Source organism: Mycobacterium sp. NGS68 (assembly GCF_059812195.1).
Genome location: NZ_JCALCE010000026.1, coordinates 50,145 through 68,203 on the forward strand (window position 1 = coordinate 50,145; position 18,059 = coordinate 68,203).

21 protein-coding genes, 1 tRNA gene and 1 pseudogene are annotated in these 18,059 nt (G+C 68.9%); 9 read left to right on the plus strand and 14 right to left on the minus strand.

The window, feature by feature from the left end; translation table 11 throughout:
- Window positions 1-18: 18 nt before the first annotated feature.
- The gene (locus AC5Y5V_RS23475) at window positions 19-1,164 is read right to left on the minus strand and encodes a sulfotransferase family protein (RefSeq protein ID WP_499940319.1); all 1,146 of its coding nucleotides are present in this window, start codon (window positions 1,162-1,164) and stop codon (window positions 19-21) included.
- Window positions 1,164-2,078: an NAD-dependent epimerase/dehydratase family protein gene (locus tag AC5Y5V_RS23480; protein ID WP_499940320.1), complete on the minus strand. Its 915-nt coding sequence runs from the start codon at window positions 2,076-2,078 to the stop codon at window positions 1,164-1,166. Before AC5Y5V_RS23480 ends, AC5Y5V_RS23475 begins: the two co-directional genes overlap by 1 nt.
- Window positions 2,079-2,131: 53 nt before the next feature.
- Between AC5Y5V_RS23480 and AC5Y5V_RS23485 the strand changes: the two genes are divergently transcribed.
- From AC5Y5V_RS23485 to AC5Y5V_RS23495, 3 genes are all read left to right on the plus strand, one after another.
- The gene (locus tag AC5Y5V_RS23485) at window positions 2,132-2,740 is read left to right on the plus strand and encodes a VOC family protein (RefSeq protein ID WP_499940321.1); all 609 of its coding nucleotides are present in this window, start codon (window positions 2,132-2,134) and stop codon (window positions 2,738-2,740) included.
- A gap of 74 nt (window positions 2,741-2,814) precedes the next feature.
- Entirely contained in the window at window positions 2,815-3,747 is a 933-nt protein-coding gene (locus AC5Y5V_RS23490; protein ID WP_499940322.1) for an acyl-CoA thioesterase, read from the plus strand.
- Between the two features lie 203 nt (window positions 3,748-3,950).
- Window positions 3,951-4,355: a hypothetical protein gene (locus AC5Y5V_RS23495; RefSeq protein ID WP_499940358.1), complete on the plus strand. Its 405-nt coding sequence runs from the start codon at window positions 3,951-3,953 to the stop codon at window positions 4,353-4,355.
- A 24-nt stretch (window positions 4,356-4,379) separates the two neighbouring features.
- Here the strand turns inward: AC5Y5V_RS23495 and AC5Y5V_RS23500 are convergent, their stop codons facing one another.
- Both AC5Y5V_RS23500 and AC5Y5V_RS23505 read right to left on the minus strand, forming a co-directional pair.
- Window positions 4,380-4,562: a hypothetical protein gene (locus AC5Y5V_RS23500; protein ID WP_499940323.1), complete on the minus strand. Its 183-nt coding sequence runs from the start codon at window positions 4,560-4,562 to the stop codon at window positions 4,380-4,382.
- Between the two features lie 313 nt (window positions 4,563-4,875).
- Entirely contained in the window at window positions 4,876-5,466 is a 591-nt protein-coding gene (locus tag AC5Y5V_RS23505) for a TetR/AcrR family transcriptional regulator (protein ID WP_499940324.1), read from the minus strand.
- 95 nt (window positions 5,467-5,561) lie between these two features.
- On the opposite strand from AC5Y5V_RS23505, the gene AC5Y5V_RS23510 reads away from it, so the two are divergent.
- Both AC5Y5V_RS23510 and AC5Y5V_RS23515 read left to right on the plus strand, forming a co-directional pair.
- On the plus strand, window positions 5,562-6,035 hold the full coding sequence (locus AC5Y5V_RS23510; protein WP_499940325.1) for a DUF1772 domain-containing protein: 474 nt from the start codon (window positions 5,562-5,564) through the stop codon (window positions 6,033-6,035).
- Between the two features lie 13 nt (window positions 6,036-6,048).
- Complete coding sequence (locus AC5Y5V_RS23515) at window positions 6,049-6,426, plus strand: DUF4267 domain-containing protein (RefSeq protein ID WP_499940326.1); 378 nt, start codon at window positions 6,049-6,051, stop codon at window positions 6,424-6,426.
- A gap of 120 nt (window positions 6,427-6,546) precedes the next feature.
- Here AC5Y5V_RS23515 and AC5Y5V_RS23520 read toward each other — a convergent pair.
- From AC5Y5V_RS23520 to AC5Y5V_RS23540, 5 genes are all read right to left on the minus strand, one after another.
- Window positions 6,547-6,619, minus strand: a tRNA-Ala gene (locus AC5Y5V_RS23520).
- A gap of 48 nt (window positions 6,620-6,667) precedes the next feature.
- The gene (gene sepX / locus AC5Y5V_RS23525) at window positions 6,668-7,684 is read right to left on the minus strand and encodes a divisome protein SepX/GlpR (RefSeq protein WP_499940327.1); all 1,017 of its coding nucleotides are present in this window, start codon (window positions 7,682-7,684) and stop codon (window positions 6,668-6,670) included.
- A 198-nt stretch (window positions 7,685-7,882) separates the two neighbouring features.
- The gene (locus AC5Y5V_RS23530) at window positions 7,883-8,536 is read right to left on the minus strand and encodes a GNAT family N-acetyltransferase (protein ID WP_499940328.1); all 654 of its coding nucleotides are present in this window, start codon (window positions 8,534-8,536) and stop codon (window positions 7,883-7,885) included.
- Between the two features lie 12 nt (window positions 8,537-8,548).
- Window positions 8,549-9,844: a molybdotransferase-like divisome protein Glp gene (gene glp, locus AC5Y5V_RS23535; RefSeq protein ID WP_499940329.1), complete on the minus strand. Its 1,296-nt coding sequence runs from the start codon at window positions 9,842-9,844 to the stop codon at window positions 8,549-8,551.
- Window positions 9,845-9,897: 53 nt separating this feature from the next.
- A complete protein-coding gene (locus AC5Y5V_RS23540; RefSeq protein WP_499940330.1) occupies window positions 9,898-10,818 on the minus strand; it encodes a UTP--glucose-1-phosphate uridylyltransferase in 921 nt (306 codons plus the stop codon).
- Window positions 10,819-10,895: 77 nt separating this feature from the next.
- Here AC5Y5V_RS23540 and AC5Y5V_RS23545 point away from each other — a divergent pair, with 77 nt between their 5' ends.
- The 4 genes from AC5Y5V_RS23545 (at window position 10,896) to mscL (ending at window position 13,265) form a co-directional block, all read left to right on the plus strand.
- Complete coding sequence (locus tag AC5Y5V_RS23545; RefSeq protein WP_499940331.1) at window positions 10,896-11,480, plus strand: 5-formyltetrahydrofolate cyclo-ligase; 585 nt, start codon at window positions 10,896-10,898, stop codon at window positions 11,478-11,480.
- Window positions 11,481-11,648: 168 nt separating this feature from the next.
- Entirely contained in the window at window positions 11,649-11,987 is a 339-nt protein-coding gene (locus AC5Y5V_RS23550; RefSeq protein WP_499940332.1) for an FmdB family zinc ribbon protein, read from the plus strand.
- A 67-nt stretch (window positions 11,988-12,054) separates the two neighbouring features.
- A complete protein-coding gene (locus AC5Y5V_RS23555) occupies window positions 12,055-12,717 on the plus strand; it encodes an SAF domain-containing protein (protein ID WP_499940333.1) in 663 nt (220 codons plus the stop codon).
- 65 nt (window positions 12,718-12,782) lie between these two features.
- Window positions 12,783-13,265 (plus strand): large-conductance mechanosensitive channel protein MscL, encoded by a 483-nt coding sequence (gene mscL / locus AC5Y5V_RS23560; RefSeq protein WP_499940334.1) that lies wholly within the window; start codon window positions 12,783-12,785, stop codon window positions 13,263-13,265.
- Window position 13,266: 1 nt separating this feature from the next.
- Here the strand turns inward: mscL and AC5Y5V_RS23565 are convergent, their stop codons facing one another.
- The 5 genes and pseudogenes from AC5Y5V_RS23565 to rpmF form a co-directional block, all read right to left on the minus strand.
- A complete protein-coding gene (locus AC5Y5V_RS23565; RefSeq protein ID WP_499940335.1) occupies window positions 13,267-13,812 on the minus strand; it encodes a MogA/MoaB family molybdenum cofactor biosynthesis protein in 546 nt (181 codons plus the stop codon).
- Window positions 13,812-15,326, minus strand: coding sequence for a S1C family serine protease (locus AC5Y5V_RS23570; protein WP_499940336.1), 1,515 nt, complete (start codon window positions 15,324-15,326; stop codon window positions 13,812-13,814). The genes AC5Y5V_RS23565 and AC5Y5V_RS23570 overlap by 1 nt, the downstream gene beginning before the upstream one ends.
- 257 nt (window positions 15,327-15,583) lie before the next feature.
- Window positions 15,584-16,997: pseudogene (locus AC5Y5V_RS23575) on the minus strand (HAMP domain-containing sensor histidine kinase); the annotation flags it as partial.
- Entirely contained in the window at window positions 16,997-17,683 is a 687-nt protein-coding gene (gene mprA, locus AC5Y5V_RS23580; protein ID WP_499940337.1) for a two-component system response regulator MprA, read from the minus strand. The gene mprA and the pseudogene AC5Y5V_RS23575, both read right to left, overlap by 1 nt.
- 51 nt (window positions 17,684-17,734) lie before the next feature.
- Entirely contained in the window at window positions 17,735-17,908 is a 174-nt protein-coding gene (gene rpmF, locus AC5Y5V_RS23585) for a 50S ribosomal protein L32 (protein WP_499940338.1), read from the minus strand.
- Window positions 17,909-18,059 lie beyond the last annotated feature (151 nt).

Genomic DNA, 18,059 nt, shown 5'->3' on the forward strand with positions numbered 1-18,059 from the left:
CATCCCTCTCAGTCCCTATTAGCGTTCCACCGTCACGTCGAAATGACGGATGTAGAAGTCGTAGTCGGATCGGATCTGCTCGACGGTGAGGCCGAACTGCTCGGCGGTGTACCGATGCGTGCCCCTGGCTCCCATGGAGTTGGCCTCCTGCCATGCAAAGATCGTCTGGGCCACATCGGTTCTCAGGTCCAGGCCGAGCCAGTCGTAGACACGGCGGACCGTCCCTTTCGGGTCGGCGACCAGTTCGCGGTGCTGGACGTCGAGGAAGCGGTCCTCGCCGACGCGCGCCCGTTCCTCGATGGCGCGCTCCATGCCCTCACGCAAGTGCTCGCTGACCTCGCGGCCGAGCGCCCGCAGATCTCGTTGTCCCGCGGCGCGCGGGAAGATCGTGGACACCAGGCTGGCGTAGGAGGGCACCACCTTGGCCGGGTCGCGGTGTGTCATCACGAAGCGGACGTCGGGATAGGCGTCGGCGAGCGCGGCCAGGTGGAACTTGTGGTGCGGCGCTTTGAACAGCCACAGCTCCGGTGGGCATTTCGAGCCGAGCAGCTTGACCACGCGGCGATGGTATGCGTAGGTCTGGGTGAGATCAGCCCTGCGCCACCACTTTCGGTAGCCGGCGACGGGCAGCGTCATCTGCTGGCCGTGGAAGGCCATCCCGAGGATCTCGGTGTCCTCCATCGTGGCGTCGATCTCGAAGATGTGCAGGGCCGCGTGCGCCGCCGGGCGCTCCTCGTGCGCGCGGACGAACGCCCGCCGTCGCGGATCGTCGGCCTCGCCACCGGCGAGTGGTGGCGGCACGGGCCGGTATTGCTCCCAGCCACGCAGGCAACGGAATTGCGGGTCGAGGGAAAGCATGTCGGCCAGCGCCGTCGTGCCGGTGCGGGGAAGGCCGTTGATATCGATAGGGCCGGCGATGGCGACGTCCTCGACCTCGGGATGCTCCGCGTAGTAGGCCTCGACCTCGAGTCGGTTGACCAGGCGGCGCCGCAGATCCCCGGCAACGGCGGCGTCGGTGCCGGGGTCCAGGTCGCCGTCGCATTCGAGGCTCGTCAGCAGCACACCCAACCCCTCCCGGAAGTCACCGGGGCCGAAGTCGGTGTGACCGCAGGCCGCGACGGCCTCGTCCAGCAACTGGTCCGACGTGGGATAACGCGCGCGCATCACGCCTCGACGCGGTCTGGGTAGCGGCGGGCGGCCATTGCGCGAAACCCGTCTCGCCAATCCACAGTGCAGGGTCCGGTGATGGCGGTGCGCTTGGCGTGGTCCCCGACGGAGCCGACGGATGCGCCCGGGACGGGCCGCACGTCCACCCGCGCCTTGACGCCGAGCAGTTCGCCGAAATAGTCGGACCACTGTTGGACGCTGACGGGCGTATCGCCGGCGAAGTTCACGATCGTGGCGGGAACCGTCGCAGCGTCGAGCAGCGCCGGTATCTGCGCGTTGATGTCGTCGTAGTGAATCGGGCTGTACGGCAACGGGTCCCAACGTGCCGCCACGGGCCTGCCTTCCGCGATGGCCTGCAGGTGCCACATCGGGAGACCGCCACGGTCGCCGTAGGCGCTTCCCATGCGCGCGATCGTGACCGGGACGTCGAATTCGCGCGCACAGTACCGGGCGACGGCCTCCTCGGCGATCTTGACGATGGAATACGGCTGCGGGCTGGGCAATCCGGCGTCACCGATCGGGTCATCCTCCCGGAACGGATGCCATGGATCGGGGTGCGGTCTGTACACGGTGACCGTCGACATCACCAACGCCGCCTTGACGTCGCGGCAGTGCGACAGCAGCAGACCGGTGCCCTCCGCGTTGACCTGCAGCCCGCGCTCGTAATCCTCGCCGAAGTCGGCGGCGATGTGCAGGAGGTATGTGAAATCTCTTGGTATTTCGCCGAAGTTGCCCTCGGCCAGGTCTACGGCGCGCGTGGTGACGCCCAGGGCCTCGACCTCCGCGCGCGACGCGGCGTCGGTGAAGCGTGCGATGCCCCACACCTCGTTGTCGCGCGCCAGCGTTTCCGCGATGCCGTAGGCGATGCGGCCGGCCGGCCCGGTGATGAGGACCTTCTCGCCGCTCAGCACCGGCGCGTCCGGTGGGTCGCGGGCGCGTGCACGGGCGTGCCATGATCGTGCGCATGGACCCCCATACGGCAGCACTCTCGGCCCACCCGTTGTTCGAACAGCCATGGCCTGAGGGCGATTTCCGGTTCTTCCAGCTCGGTCACGTGGTCGACGACGTGCTCGTCGCGGCCGCCGGCTGGGCGCGAACGTTCGGCATCGGACCGTTCCACGTGCTGCCCGTGATCGAGCAGCGGGCCGACTACGGCGGCGAAATCCGCACCGCCAAGATCCAGGTCGCCGTCGCCCAGGCCGGGCCCGTGCAGATCGAGCTGATCCAGCAACACTGCGACACGCCGAGCATCTTCACCGAATGGAGCCGCGGCGGCCTGTCCGCATTCCATCAGATCGCCACGCTGACAAGCGATTACGACGCCAAGACCGCGCACTTCAAGGCGCTCGGCTATGCGATCGCCGCGGAGAGCCTGGGCGGCGGGTTCCGAGTCGCTTATGTCGACACGGCGGCCGACTTCGGGTTCTACACCGAAGTCGTCGAAGCCCCACCCAGCTTTCTGCACCACGTCCGCAGCATCTCCGACACGTGCGCCAACTGGGACGGCAGCGACCCCGTGCGGATCATCACGCGCGACGGCTACCGGGTGCCCGAAGCTTCCCCCGGGCAGTGATACGGACGCCATCACGGACCGACTCTAAAGTCTTAGAGACATGCGGGGCAAGCGTCTGGCAAGATCCTGCTGTGATGGCCGCCGACGAGCAAGCCCCGGTGAACGACCTGACCGGTCCATTGCGGGATACCGCATTGGAGAAAGCGGTCCTCGAATCGCTCGATACCCTTGAGCGCGCTTTGCGGCTTGAGCCATTAAGCAACAACCGGTTTCGTGCATCCAATGAGCGCGATCGCTTCGGCCGGATCTTCGGCGGCCAGCTGCTCGCCCAGGCCATCTACGCGGCGTCGGAAACCGTCGACAGCCACCCGCCGCACTCCCTGCACGCCTACTTCGTTCAGACGGGCGCGCCGGACACGCCGTTGGACATCGTCGTCACGGCCGTGCGTGACGGTCGGTCGATGGCGACGCGGCAGGTCACGGTGACACAGGGCGACCGCACGCTGCTCACGGCGTTGGCGTCCTTCCACACCAACCCGACGGAACCAGAGCTTCACCGGCCCCGCATCGACGCACCGCCGCCCGAGGACGTGCCGCTACTCCAACACTGGGTGCACCGGTCCGCCGGGGAGCTGAGGACGAGGGCGCAGACCTGGATCGACGCTCCGCCCGCCGTGGAGATGCGGATCGCGGAACCGACGAACTTCCTGGGCGGCCAGCAGACGCCCGGGCCGCGTTCGCACTGGATGCGGCTGCCCCGTCCGATCGGCGAGAACCCGGCGCTGCACAACGCGATGCTCGCGTATGCGAGCGATTACCTGTTGCTGGACATGGCATTACGGAACCACCCGGAACCGGCCGACTACGCGTCGATCGCGGCCGTCAGCCTCGACCACGCGATCTGGCTGCACCGCCCCGTCCGCTTCGACGAATGGCACCTCTACACCCAGGAGGCCGCAGCCATTGGCGGTCATCGCGCGTTGGTGCGCGGCACCATTCGCGACGCGGCGGGCCACGCCGTCGCCAGCACGGCACAGGAAGTGCTGATCCGCCCGGCGAGCGAATAGGGGCGCCCATCACCAGTCGACGAACACCCGATGGCCAACGGCGGCGTCGCGAACTCTGTGACGCCGCCATCGAGCTGCTGGCCGATCGGGGCGCGAAGGGGCTCAGCCATCCCCAGGTGGACCGACAGGCACGCGTTCCCGACGGCAGCACCTCCTATTACTTCCGGACGCGCAAGGCGCTCGTGCACGCAGTCGCCGAGCGCGTGGCCGAACTCGACCTCGCGGATCTGCGCTCGGTGACCGAGGTCGACGCGGACACGGCGTCGCAAGAGACCGCCGCTTCGAAACTGGCTGCGGTCGTGATGAAGTCACTCACCGGCGACGGGCTGACGCGCACCCGCGCAAGGATCGAGCTGCTCCTGCAGGCCAGCCGAGATCCGCTGCTGTCGAAGGTGTTTCACGCCAATTCGCAGACCTACCTTCGATTGCACCGCGACCTCGCTCAACAGACGCAGACGGCGAACGTCGACGATCAGGCGCTGCTCACGGTGACGTTCATCAGTGGGCTGATGCTCGGCGCCGCGGCCGGCAACCAACCGGTGATGGACCAGGATCGCCTGGCGGCGCTGCTCGCGCAGCTCGGAGTCGAGAACGTAGCGCACAAGTAGTCCACCGCTGATCGCGAGGCCGGATCAGGACTCGGGCAGCCCGGCAACCTGCTCGCTGTGCCGCTTCGCGTGGAGTTGCTCGATAATGCTGTCGATGTCGGCGTCGGGGATTCCGAAGCCCTTGCAGGCCGCGCGAATCTCGGCCTCGGTGAACATCTGCACGGGCGCCTTAGAGCCCCAGCCCCAGTTAGGACGTCCCTTGATCATCGAAACTCCACCAACAGCGCGACTCGTCGATTTGATCGAACACTAGCAGCCTAGGTTCGGTCGGCGGGAGGCCCATTTGCGCAAGCGACCCCAGAGGCAGTTTCCCGTCGGCCGGTGAGCTGGTGGACGACCAGTTGCAGACGCTGCGTGTGGTATCCGGGGCGCCAGCGTGGCCGCGACAGGTGATCAGGCGCCGCTAGCATGCGCACGACCTGGGCACCGATCCGGCACGCGTGCGGCGGCGAGAAACTATGTTGCGGAGCTGGCGGATCCACGAGTGACGATCGTCGGTGACGATTGACGGTCCGGTTGCCTAGCGCGTCGCTTCCCGTCGGCCGACGAAGCCGTCGACGAGCAACGCGACGCGCTCCGAGTCGTAGCCGGGCCGCAGGCGGCCAGCCCGGGTTAGGCTGACCAGTCCGTGCAGCGCGGCCCAGAAAGTCTCGGTGAGCGTGTCCGCGTCACGCTCACCGGCGACCTCACCGACCGCCTCACTCAGTCCGGCGAAGGCCGTCGTCAGCTCGGGCGGTGTGTCGTCGGCGGCGAAGCGCAAGGTGGTCGCGCGGGTGAACATCGCGTCGTAGACGGCCGGGTTGTCGCGGGCAAATTCGAGGTATGCGTGGGCGATCCGGGTCAGGGCGTCGCCGGCCGCCCCCGCGCCGGAGCAGGCTTCGCGAATCACCTCCACGAGATCACCGAACCCGTCGACGGCGACGGCCTCCGCGATTTGGTCCATTCCGCTGAAGTGCTTGTACAACACCGGCTGGCTGTATTCGATCTCGGTGGACAGCCGACGCGTGGTCACGGCGTCCCAGCCTTCGGACTCGGCCAGCCGACGGGCCGTCGTGACGATCAGCCGCCGGCGGTCGGCCCGCTCGCGCTCGCGTCGATCCTCGATGGCCACAACACACGGTATCACTGCTAGAAGTTCTAGCACTGCTATTGCCGCGCCACGGAGGCTGGGTTAGCATTGCTAGCGGTACGACGAGGGGGTGCGACGTGAGTTGGGAAATCGCCCGCGCCGCCGCGCTGATCGCGATCCTGGGGACCGCCGTGGTCTACGGCACCGACGTGTTTTGCGCGATCGTGCTGCGGCCCGCCTTGGCGCTGGTCGACGACGGCACCCTGGTCGCGGTGACGGGAAACGTGCACCGCTACGGGGACCGGCGCATGCAGGTACCCGGAGTGCTCGGGGTGCTCGCCACCGCGGCAAGCGTAGTGCTGGCCACGGTGGCCGCCCACTGGGCGCAGGCGATCGCGGCCGGCGCCGCACTGGTTCTGCTGCTGGCCTGGATTGCGCTCTACGCGCGGGTGAGTGCGCCCATCAATCGCCAGCTGACGGCGGCCGCCGACGCCGGTCAGCCGGCACCGAATGGGCGCGTGTTGCAAGCGAAGTGGGACCGAATCATCGGCGTTCGCGCGATGCTGCAAGGCCTGGCGCTGGCCGCCCTCTGCGTGGCCCTGATGACCTGAAGGAGTACTCGATATGACGACCATCGGCTACACGTTCGCCGGCCTCATCGGCGCGGGAATCGTCTTCATCGGCGCGCGGTTCCTGGTCGCGCCGCGCGTCGCGGCCGCGGGCTACGGCGTGCAACCGGATCTCGACCAACGGTCCGTCGGCGCGTACTTGAGCGTCAAGGGCGTCCGCGACATCGCTTCTGGGCTGGTCCTTTTCGTTCTCATGGCCGCCGGCGCCACGCACCTGCTCGGCTGGGTGATCTTGGCTGCCACGATCATTCCACTCGCCGACGCGGCCATCGTGCTCGCCAGCGGCGGTCCGAAGTCGATCGCCTGGGGAGTCCACGGCGTCACCGCCGCCGTCATGCTGGTGACATCTGCGCTGCTACTCGCCGCCCGGTAGCTCGGGGCCGTCGCGCGCCTCAGGTTCGCGAGCGTAACCGCACTGCGGCATCCGAGGCCGAAACCCGCAGCCCCGTATAGGCGAAGCGGCAGCACAACCGTCTGACCTGCACAAACTCTGTGGAGCTAAGGGGATTCGAACCCCTGACCTTCTCGATGCGAACGAGACGCGCTACCAACTGCGCCATAGCCCCTGACCGCTAGCAGGCTACCAGTTCGGGGAGACCACCCGCCGCGGCAGGCTACTGACCGACGGCGCGCGGCAGGTCACGCGGGTAACCGAAGTTGCGCATCGACACCGCGTCGTCGAGGTGCTCGAAGATGGGGTCCTCGTCGTCGATCTCGAGCACCACCGCGCCGGGGCGGCGTAGCCGCGACGGGACCACCTCGTACTCGCGGTCGTGGGTGTTCTCCACGCCCAGCCGCGCCCGTGCCATCCGCTGCGCCCGACGGCGGCGCACCTTCTCCTCGATGCGGGTCTGCCGGCGCAGGTAAGCCAGGTAGAGGACGGTGATCGTGGTGGCGGTGCCACACAGCCACCAGGCGGCCGACGACACTTCGAACGCCGCGATGGCGGAAGCGACCAGCACCACCGCCATGGCCACCAGCACGCGCTTGCGGAACGCGTACTTGCGCGCGCTCACCGCCGCGGCAGTCTTCGTGTCGAAGCGGCGCCGCCGGTTCACCGGCGCGACGGGGATCGACGAGTCCTCCTCGTACTCGTCGTCGTCCTCGGGCTCGAGACCCGACGAGTCCTCGACGTACTCGTACTCGTCGTCGGCCTGCTCGTCGGCGGCCTCTTCGGCCACCGGCTCGGGCACGGGAGCCTCCTCGGCCTCCGCGCGCGCCTCCGCCGACACGGCCCCGGCCGGCAGCGCGCCGGAATCCTCGACCACGTCGACGTCGAGGTAGTCGGGCTCGGTGTGCTCGACGACGGCTTGTCGCACCACGACGGCCCCGGAATCCTCGGACTCCGATTCCTCGTGTTCGTCCTGGTCAGCGTCGGCGTAGCTGCCGTCGACCGGCTCGTCTTCCCAGTCGTCCTCGGCCTTCCAGTCCGGGTCGCTGCGATGGCCGGCCGCGGGGCCGCGACGGTTGAGCAGGCGGGCCCCGGCGCCGCCGTTGAGCACTCTGGTCGCCAGGGCCACGTCGCTGGTCCGCCGCACCGCGTCGCGTTTGCTAATCAGCATCGGCACCAACACAAACAGCCAGAGCACCACCAGGGAAATCCACAATAAAGACTGCGGGATGCTCGGCATGATGACCAGCTCCTTTCGTGCGATCCCGCGGCGAGGCCCATGGGTAGCCTGTGCGGCCGGCGGTAAACGCCCAGGACAATTACACACCTGTAATTTCGCCATTACAAGCACCGTGCGTCACTCGTGTCACGCCCGCCACAGGACCGAATCCCGGGCTTTATCGGGCCGTGACTGCCCGCTGACCTGCAGTGATGTAGCTCACGGCCAACTCGCGTGGCCGCCGCGGACCAACGCGGACGTCACCGATCCGTAAACCTCTTCGGCGGTAAGTGCGACTAATAGATGGTCCCGCCACGCCCGGTCGACCTCCAGATAGCGGCGCAGCAGGCCCTCCTCGCGAAATCCGACCTTTGCCAGCACCCGCCGGCTCGCCGCATTCTCCGGCCGCACGGTGGCCTCGACCCGATGGAGCATCACCGGTCCGAAGCAGTGGTCCAGGCCCAGCGCCAGCGCCCCGGTGGCCACGCCGCCCCCGGTCGCCGCCTTGGCCACCCAGTAGCCGATCCACGCCGACCGCAACGCCCCATGCGTCACGTTGCCGATCGTCAGCTGCCCGCAGAACTGCCCGTCGAGCTCGATCACATACGGCAGCATGCGGCCCCTATTGGCCTCCGACCGCAGGCTCGAACACACCGCGGGCCATGCGGCCACCATGTGCCGCACGGTCCAATCGCCGTCGGTGCTGGGCTCCCAGGGCTCCAGGTGCGCCCGGTCGGACAACCGCGTCCGGCTCCATTTCGCGCCGTCACGCATCCGCACGGGGCGCAGCCGGATCACGCCCGCCGCGACCCGCAACGGCCCCAGCGCCACCGGCCACCCCGGATGCCGGCCGGTGCTGCGAAACAGGTTCACCCTCGGTCCGGTTCAGCCACGCTGCGCCAGAAATGCGACGTCGACGATCTCGCCGGTGCGGATCTGGTCGGCGCCGGTCGGGACCACCACCAGGCAGTTCGCCTCGGCCAACGTGGCCAGCAGGTGCGACGACACCCCGGGCGCCCCGCCGAGCGCTTGCACCAGGTATTCGCCGGTGTCCTGATCCCGCATCAACTGACCGCGCAGGTAGCCCTTGCGGCCGGCCACCGACGTGATCGGCGACAGCGTGCGGGCCTGGACGATCCGGCGCATCGGCTGGCGCTTGCCCAGCGACAGCCGGATCAGCGGCCGCACCATCACCTCGAACACCACCAGCGCGCTCACCGGATTGGCCGGCAGCAGAAAGGTGGGCACGCCGTCACGTCCCAGCTGCCCGAAGCCCTGCACCGACCCGGGATGCATGGCGACGCGGGCCACCTCCATCTCGCCCAGCTCGGAGAGCACCGCGCGCACCGCCTCGGCGGCGGCACCCCCGACCGCGCCGGCGATCACCACGACCTCGGCGCGGTTGAGCTGTCCCTCGACGACCTCGCCGAGCTCCTTGGGGTCGTTGCTGACGATGCCGACGCGGTTCACCTCCGCGCCGGCGTCGCGACCGGCGGCGGCCAACGCGTAGGAGTTGACGTCATACACCTGCCCGTTGCCCGGGGTGCGCGCGATGTCGACCAGCTCACCCCCGACGGCCATCACCGACAGCCGCGGCCGCGGGTGCACCAACACCCGCTCGCGGCCGACCGCCGCCAGCAGCCCCACCTGCGCCGCGCCGATGATCGTGCCGGCGCGCACGGCGACGTCGCCGGGCTGCACGTCGTCCCCGGTGCGCCGCACATAGGCGCCCGACGGCGCGCCGCGCAGGATCCGCACGCGTGACATGCCGCCGTCGGTCCAGCGCAGCGGCAGGACGGCGTCGGCCAGCGTGGGCAGCGGCGCCCCGGTCTGTACCCGCGCGGCCTGCCGCGGCTGCAGCCGGCTGGGGGTACGCGAACCGGCCTCGATGGTGCCCATCACCGGCAGCGTCAGCCCGGACCCGCCGGTGTCCTCGTCGGCGTCGCCCATCCCTTCGAGGCCGGAGATCGCGGTCACGCCGGACTCGCCCACACCGAGCACGTCGACGCTGCGCACCGCGTAGCCGTCGATCGCGGCCTGGTCGAAGCCGGGCAGCGGTCTTTCGGTCACCACTTCCTCGGCGCACATCAATCCCTGCGCCTCGGCGATCGCCACGCGTATGGGCCGCGGGGCTACCGCCGCCGCCGATATCCGGGCCTGCTGCTCCTCCACAGAACGCACAGCGCGCCTTTCCGTCGAGCCATGTGGCGCGAACGGGCCGGTCTGCGCGCCGGCTACTGCTCGGTCAGGCCCAATCGCGCCACCAACCACCGCCGCAGATCCGGGCCGTAGTCGTCACGATCCAATGCAAAGTCAACCGCAGCCTTGAGGTAGCCGCCGGGATTTCCCAAGTCGTGTCGAGATCCGCGATGCACGACGACATGTACCGGGTGGCCCTCGGTGATCAGCAGCGCGATGGCGTCGGTCAGCTGAATCTCGCCACCGGCACCCCGATCGACGCGCCGTAACGCCTCGAAGATGGCGCGGTCCAGCACGTAGCGGCCGGCCGCCGCATACATCGACGGGGCGTCCTCGGCCTTGGGCTTTTCGACCATGCCGTTGACGCGCAGCACGTCGGGATTGTCACCGTCGGGCACCGGTTCGACGTCGAAGACGCCGTAGGCGCTGATCTCCTCGGGCGCCACCTCGATGGCGCACAACACCGTGCCCCCGTGCTCGGCGCGCACCTGCGACATGGTTTCCAACACGCCCGTCGGCAGCACCAGGTCGTCGGGCAGCAGCACCATCACGGCGTCCTCGTCGGCGGCCAGCGTGGGCTCCACGCACCCGATGGCGTGCCCGAGTCCCAGGGGCTCGGCCTGCACCACGGACTCGACCTTGATCAGCTCCGGGGCGCGACGCACCTTGGCCAGCATGGCTTTCTTGCCGCGGGCCTCGAGCGTGCCCTCGAGCACCAGGTCCTCGACGAAGTGCGCGACGACGCCGTCCTTGCCCTCGGAGGTGATGATCACCAGCCGTTCGGCGCCGGCCTCGGCCGCCTCGGCGGCCACCAGCTCGATGCCCGGCGTGTCGACGACCGGCAACAGCTCCTTGGGCACGGTTTTGGTCGCGGGGAGAAAGCGCGTGCCCAGGCCCGCTGCCGGGACGATCGCCGTGTATGGGACCGGGACTCGCGCGTGTGGGGGTAATGACATCGCCTCAAACCATAACCGTTTCGAGCTTGACTAATCGCGATGGCGGCAGAACAGGCCGGGCTGTCATCGTTATGGGCATGGCGACCGGCGGAAAGGCGGCATTGCGAAACCGGCTTCTGGCGGCCCGCCGGCGGGTGAGCGACGACGTTCGCGCCGCCGAGGCCCGAATGCTGAGCGCACACCTTGAGCAGGTGGTCGCCGGCGGGAGCACGGTCTGCGCATATGTGCCGGTGGGCGCCGAACCGGGCTCGATCGACATGCTGGATGCGTTGCTGCGCCGGGCCGCACGCGTGCTGCTGCCGGTCGCGCGCACCACCGGGGACGACGAGCCGCTGCCGCTGCGGTGGGGCGAGTACCGGTCTGACGGACTCGCGCAGGGCCGATGGGGCCTGCTCGAGCCGCTGGAGCCGTGGCTGCCGGAGTCCGCGCTGGGCGAGGCCAGCCTGGTCCTGGTGCCCGCGCTGGCGGTCGACCGGCGCGGCGTGCGGCTGGGCCGGGGGCGGGGGTTCTACGACCGGTCGCTGGCGCTGCGGGATCCGCGGGCGCGGCTGATGGCGGTGGTGCGCGACGAGGAGTTGCTCGACGAGCTGCCCGCCGAAGCGCACGATGTCCCGATGACGCACGCGCTCACGCCGGGTGGCGGTGCCGTCAGGCTGGGCTGATCCGCGACACTTAACCTGCTGCGAAGACACGCCGACGACGTTCGCCGTGAGTTAAGTTTCGGTGCGGGACCGATCGGGAATGAGACGGATCACGTGGCGGTTCTAGCACTTGAGACGGTAGAGTGCTAACCAGGCTGTCTCTCTTCAGTCCAAACCCGGAGGTTTTCAGTGCCGACATACAGCTACGCGTGCACCGAATGCGGAGACCGCTTCGACATCGTGCAGGCGTTCACCGACGACTCGCTGACCACGTGCGAGAAGTGCTCGGGTCGGCTGCGCAAGCTATTCAACGCCGTCGGCGTCGTGTTCAAGGGCAGCGGCTTCTACCGCACCGACAGCCGCGAGTCGGGCAAAAAGTCCAACGGCTCGACCAACGGCTCCTCGGCCAGCGAATCCGCGTCGAGTTCGGAGAAGAGTTCGGACAAATCCACGTCCAGCGAGAAGTCCGGATCCAGCGACAAGTCGACCAGCACTCCCGCCCCGTCCACCGCGGGCGCCGCGAAGTAGCCGGGTTATCCACAGCGCACTTCCTTCGGCGACACGCCCGTCGCCGCGATCGGCTTAATCTTGCGGCGTGGCGTCGCTGAACCCGACCCTGTTCAGCAGGATTTCGACGGCGCTGCGCCCCGATTGGACCCGCACCGTCATGGCCCGGCGCGTCGCCGCCGGCGGACTCGTCGTGCTGGCCGGCATCGCGACGTTGCGCTCGAACCCGGACGGCGACCGGGTCGACGTCGTGGTGGCCAGCCGCGACCTGCGGCCCGGAACGACATTGTCAGCCGACGACCTCCGTGTCGAAACGCGTTCGGCCACAACGCTTCCCGACGGCGCCCAGGCCGACCTCGGGGCGGTGCTGGGCGCCACCCTGGCCGGCCCGGTGCGGCGCGGCGAAGTGCTCACCGATGTCCGGGTGCTGGGGAGTCGCCTGGCCGAGTCGACGGCCGGGCCCGGGGCCCGCATCGTGCCGCTGCACCTGGCCGACGGCGCCCTTATCGACCTGGTCCGCGTCGGCGATGTCGTCGACGTGCTGGTAGCGCCGGCCGCCGACACACCGTCGGGCGCGCCCGCGGCGTCCCGGGTGCTGGCGACCGACGCCGTCGTCGTTCTGGTCTCCGCCAAAGAGAAAATCGGGGCCGCCGAGGGTGACCGCGTAGTGTTGGTTGCGCTACCGGCCCGGGTGGCGAACACGGTGGCAGGTTCGGCGTTGGGTCAAGCGGTAACTCTTACCCTGCACTGAGTACCTGGCCGCACTTCGGCGCGCGGGCTGCAGCAAACCTCTGTCCAGTCTAGAAAGGTCCGCCCATGTTCAAAGGGTTCAAGGAGTTTCTCTCGCAGGGCAATATCGTCGACCTGGCCGTCGCGGTGGTCATCGGTACGGCGTTCACCGCATTGGTCAAGAGTTTCACCGACGCGATCATCGAACCGCTGATTGCGCGGATCGGCGTCAAGCCGGACGCCAAGTACGGCGTGCTGAGCATCGACATCGGCGGGCCGAAGCCCATCGACTTGAACATCCTGGTGTCGGCCGGGATCTACTTCATCCTGGTCGCCGCGGTGGTGTACTTCTTCGTCGTCCTGCCGTACAACACGCTTCGCAAGAAGGGTGAGGTCGAGCAGGCGGACGACGCCCAGATCGTCCTGCTCACCGAGATCCGCGACCTGCTCTCGCAGAACACCGGCGGCGCGTCGTCGGGCCGGCACGGCGGGCAAGGTTCTTTCGAGCGGGCGCCCGTGCCGGAGGTCGGCCCCCGAGCGGAGGCCGAACGGCAGGTCAGGGGCGAGTAACTCAGATCTCGAGGCTGGACAGCTGGCCGATGATCTGCGCGGCCAGCGGGTTCAGCGTCGCCATCCCGTCGCGCACGGCGTAGCGGGACCCGGCGAGGTTGACCACCAGCGTGCTTCCGGAGACACCCGCCAGACCGCGTGACAACCCGGCGTCGATGATGCCCGCGGACAGTCCCGAGGCCCGGATGGCTTCGGCAATGCCGAGGATCTCCCGGTCCAGGATGTCGCGGGTGGCCTCCGGTGCGACGTCGCGCGGCGTGACTCCGGTCCCGCCGACCGACACCACCAGGTCCACGCCGCCGATGACCGCGGTGTTCAGCGCATTGCGGATCTCGACCTCGTCGGCGGCGACCGCCACCACACCGTCGACGACGAAGCCCGCCTCGGTCAGCAGTTCTGTCACCAGCGGACCGCTGTGGTCCTCGTCCCCGTGCGCGGTGCGATCGTCGACAACGACGACAAGTGCCCGGCCGACAACCAACTCCGCACCCTTTTCCATGGGTGCAACCGTATATCCGAGCTCTGACAGGGGTGCGTCGGCTCTCATCACTGTTCCGCCTTGCCCAGGGTGACCTGCACGGTTCGGTTGCCGCCGCCAGGATCCTGATAGGTCAGCGACACCTTGTCGCCGGGCGCCCGGGAGCGCACGGCCGCGACCAACGCGTCGGCACTGTTGATGGTTCGTTCGTCGACCCGGGTGACCACCACGCCCTTGGGCACGCCGGCGCTCGCGGCCGCACCGCCCTGGACGACCTCCATCACCTTGGCGCCCGGCACACCCTTATCGGTGATCACCTGCACACCCAGCGACGCGTGCGACGCCTTGCCGGTGCTGATCAGCTCGTCGGCGATGCGCTTGGCCTGATCGACCGGAATCGCGAAGCCCAGTCCGATCGAGCCGCTCTGCGCGTCGGGCGAGTCACCGCCCATCGTGGCGATGGCCGAGTTGACCCCGACCAGCTGGCCGGACATGTTGACCAATGCCCCGCCGGAGTTGCCGGGGTTGATGGCGGCGTCGGTCTGAATCGCGTTCAGCACCGTGTTCTGGTTGCCCGACTCGCCCGTCGTCGACACCGGCCGGTTCAGCGCGCTGACGATTCCGGTGGTGACGGTGCCCGCCAGGCCCAACGGTGACCCGATCGCGACGACCGGCTGGCCGACCCGCAGGTCCGCCGACGAACCGATGCCGATCGGGGTGAGCCCCGACACGCCCGACACCCGGACCACGGCGATGTCGCTGGTCGGGTCGGCGCCGACGACGGTGAACGGCGCGGTGCGGCCGTCATGGAAGGTCACCGTGGTCTTCGGCGCGGCGCCACCGCCCGGCACGGGGCCGGGGCTGGGGCCGGGCGGCGCCTTGGAGTTGGCCGCCGCGATGACGTGGTTGTTGGTCATGATCAGGCCGTCGGCCGACAGGATGATGCCGGAGCCTTCCTCGGACTGCCGCCCCAGATCGGTTTCCAGCATGACCACGCTGGGGACTACCTTCGCGGCGACCTGCTCGACGCTGCCGGGCGGCATGTTGGCCGCCGGAACGCTGGGGGCCGCACCCGAGGCGCCCCCGCCGTGTGCGGTGCTCGACGAGTGCTGCCCGACCTCCACGACCGTGGCCGCCGCGCCGCCGATGCCGGCGGAAACCACCGCGATCGCCAGTGCACCGGCCAACAGGCCTGCGCGAGAACGCTTTTGCCGGACGACCACGGGCGGTGGCGGCGGCATGTGCGGATACATGCCGGGTATCGGGCCCTGCCCGGTGACGCCCATCGGCGGTATCGGACCCGCGCCGGTGCTGGTGAGCCCCGGTATCGGGGCGGCGCCGGTACCGGTGATCCCCGGTATCGGGCCCTGCCCGGTGCCGCCGATCCCTGGAATCGGGCCCGCGCCAGTGCCGCCCAAGCCCTGCCGGTACTGCTGCGTCGGCTGCTGCTGATAGCGCCAGTCGAACTGCTGGTTGTACGTCTCCTGCGTCCCCTGCGCGTAGGCGGGGGGCATGGGCCCATCAGGGGCGGTACGGTAACCCGGCTGCTGCGGCGGTGGCGAATACCTCGGGTGATTCGTCATGTCGCTAAGTCGCTCTTCCTCTTTTGTTGCTTAGATCTGAATCGGCGTCGTCGGCTTTGACTGCCAACACTAACTGCACACCTACCTTGCGCGCGCGGACTGAGAGTCCACTGAGACAACGTTCGCCGTATCCCCAGAGTTCGCCGTAATCCCGGTCACTTTTCCGGTCGGGCCGGTCAGCGTCTCGGTACCGCGCTCGCGAACCCGCAATGGGGCCGTCGTCTCCGCCGCCACCTCCGAGGCCTCCGAGACCCCAGCAGGCATCGGACGTCCGGGTAAGAGCACGTAAACGGACGTTCCCGGGGGTTGGTTCCCCGGCACGGTCTCTTCGACGCGAAGCAATCCACCGTGGTTGAGTACCACCTGTTTGACGATCGCAAGCCCCAGACCTGAACCGGGCAACGCCCGCGCCTGCGTCGAGCGGTAGAACCGTTCGAACACCAGCCGCCGTTCGTGGGGCGGAATCCCCGGGCCGTGGTCGGAAACCACCAGCTCGGCGTGCGACGGGTCGAGCTGGCGCAGGGTGATACCGACGCGGCCGCCCGGCGGGCTCCATTTCGCGGCGTTGTCCATCAGGTTCAGCACCGCGCGCGACAACCCGGCGGGGTCGCCGTATACCTGCCACGGGATCACTTCCGCGTCGAAGTGGATGTCGTTGCGCCGCCGCCGGACTCGCTCCAGGCTGCGATCGATGACCTCGGACATGTCGACCGGTTCGTGCACCACCTGACCGGCGTCGTCGCGGGTGAGGTCAACCAGGTCCCCAACCAGCGTGGACAGCTCCTCGATCTGGGCCAGCACGTCGGCGCGCAGGTCGACCATCTCTTGCTCCGGCAGCCGCGGCGCGCCGGGCTCCATCGCGGCCATCAACAGCTCGATGTTGGTGCGCAGCGACGTGAGCGGGGTGCGCAACTCGTGCCCCGCGTCGGCGACCAGCCGCGCCTGGCGTTCTCGGGACTCGGCCAGCGCCCGCAGCATGAGGTTGAAGGCCTCGGTAAGCCGGGCGAGTTCGTCGCTGCCGAACACCGGGATGGGCCGCAGGTCGTCGGTGCGGGCCACCCGCTCGGCGGCTTCGGTGAGGCGGCCGACCGGCCGCAGTCCGGCCCGGGTGACCATCCCGCCGGCCACCGCGGCGACCGCGACACCGATGCCCCCGACCATCAACAGCACCCAGCGCAGCTTGGTCATCACGGCTTCGGTCGGCTTCAGGCTCTTGGAGATCAGAAGCGAGCTGCCGTTGGGCAGATGGATGGCGAGTATCCGCTGGTCGGCGGCGGTACGACGGGACATGAACAGCTCACCGCGGATGACCGCCTTCTCGGCGGACCCCACGGGAAGCGTCTGGCCCGGCTGGTTCGCGGTGTAGATCGACTCGCCCGGGTTCACCAGCATGGCGTTGACGTCGGAATAGGCGGTGCCCTCGATGGCCTTGCCGGGATCGGCCGCCAGCGACCCGCTGGCGATCAGCAGCTGTGCCCGGCTCTGCAACTGGTTGTCGATGTCGCTGTAGAGCGCGGCGGAGATCACCGCGTAGACGGCGAACGCCATCAGGATGACGACCATGGCCACCATCGACATGGCCAACAACATCACCCGCCACCGCAGGGACAACGAGCTGGTTGTCCGCAGTGGGGCGTGCCTATTCCGGACAGGCCGCTGGACGCGAACCATCAGGGCGGCGTCTCCCGCAGCACATAGCCCACCCCGCGCACGGTGTGAATCAGCCGCGGCTCACCGTCGGCCTCGGTCTTGCGGCGCAAGTAGCCGACGTAAACCTCCAACGCATTGCCCGAGGTGGGGAAGTCGAAGCCCCACACCTCCTCGAGGATGCGGCTGCGGGTCAGCACTCGGCGCGGGTTGGCGATCAGCATCTCCAGCAGGGCAAATTCGGTGCGGGTAAGGCTGATGCGGCGCTGACCGCGGGTGACTTCGCGGGTCACCGGGTCCAGGCTCAGGTCGGAGAACGTCATCGCCACCGACTCCGCGTCGTCCTCCGGCTTGGTGCGGCGAAGCAGCGCCCGCATGCGCGCCAGCAGCTCCTCCAGGGCGAACGGCTTGGGCAGGTAGTCGTCGGCGCCGGCGTCCAGGCCGGCTACCCGCTCGGAGACCGAATCGCGCGCGGTCAGCACGAGAATGGGCAGGTCGTCACCGGTGCTGCGGAGCTGACGGCACACCTCGAGACCGTCCAGTCGCGGCATCATGACATCCAGGACGAGCGCGTCCGGCCGATCGCTGGCAATCAACTCGAGGGCCTCGACCCCGTCATGGGCGAGGTCGACCGAGTATCCGTTGAAGGACAGTGACCTGCGCAGCGACTCCCGCACCGCGCGATCGTCGTCAACGACAAGAATTCGCACGGACCCTAGTCTCGTACGACCGCCTGAGACAGGCCTGAGAGGCGCGCCGGACTAGCGCTTGTCGGGGTCGACGAGCCCCAGCCGGGCCGCCTTGAGCAGCCTGCGGGGCACTCTGTGCTTCTGACCTGCCACCGTCACACCGACCAGCTCGGTCCGGGTGGCCTTCCACTGCGCGCGACGGCTACGGGTGTTCGCGCGCGACATCCTGCGCTTGGGCGTCGCCATGGTCTGGCCTCACTCCTCGTTGGGGGTTTCGGGTCGGGTCTGTCGCGGCTCAACTAGGCGATGCAGCCCGTACAGGCACTCAAGGATAGTCGCTGACCTGTCGGCGGCCAAAACGGGCAACCGCCTGCGCCAGGCCGTCGGCGAAACTTCA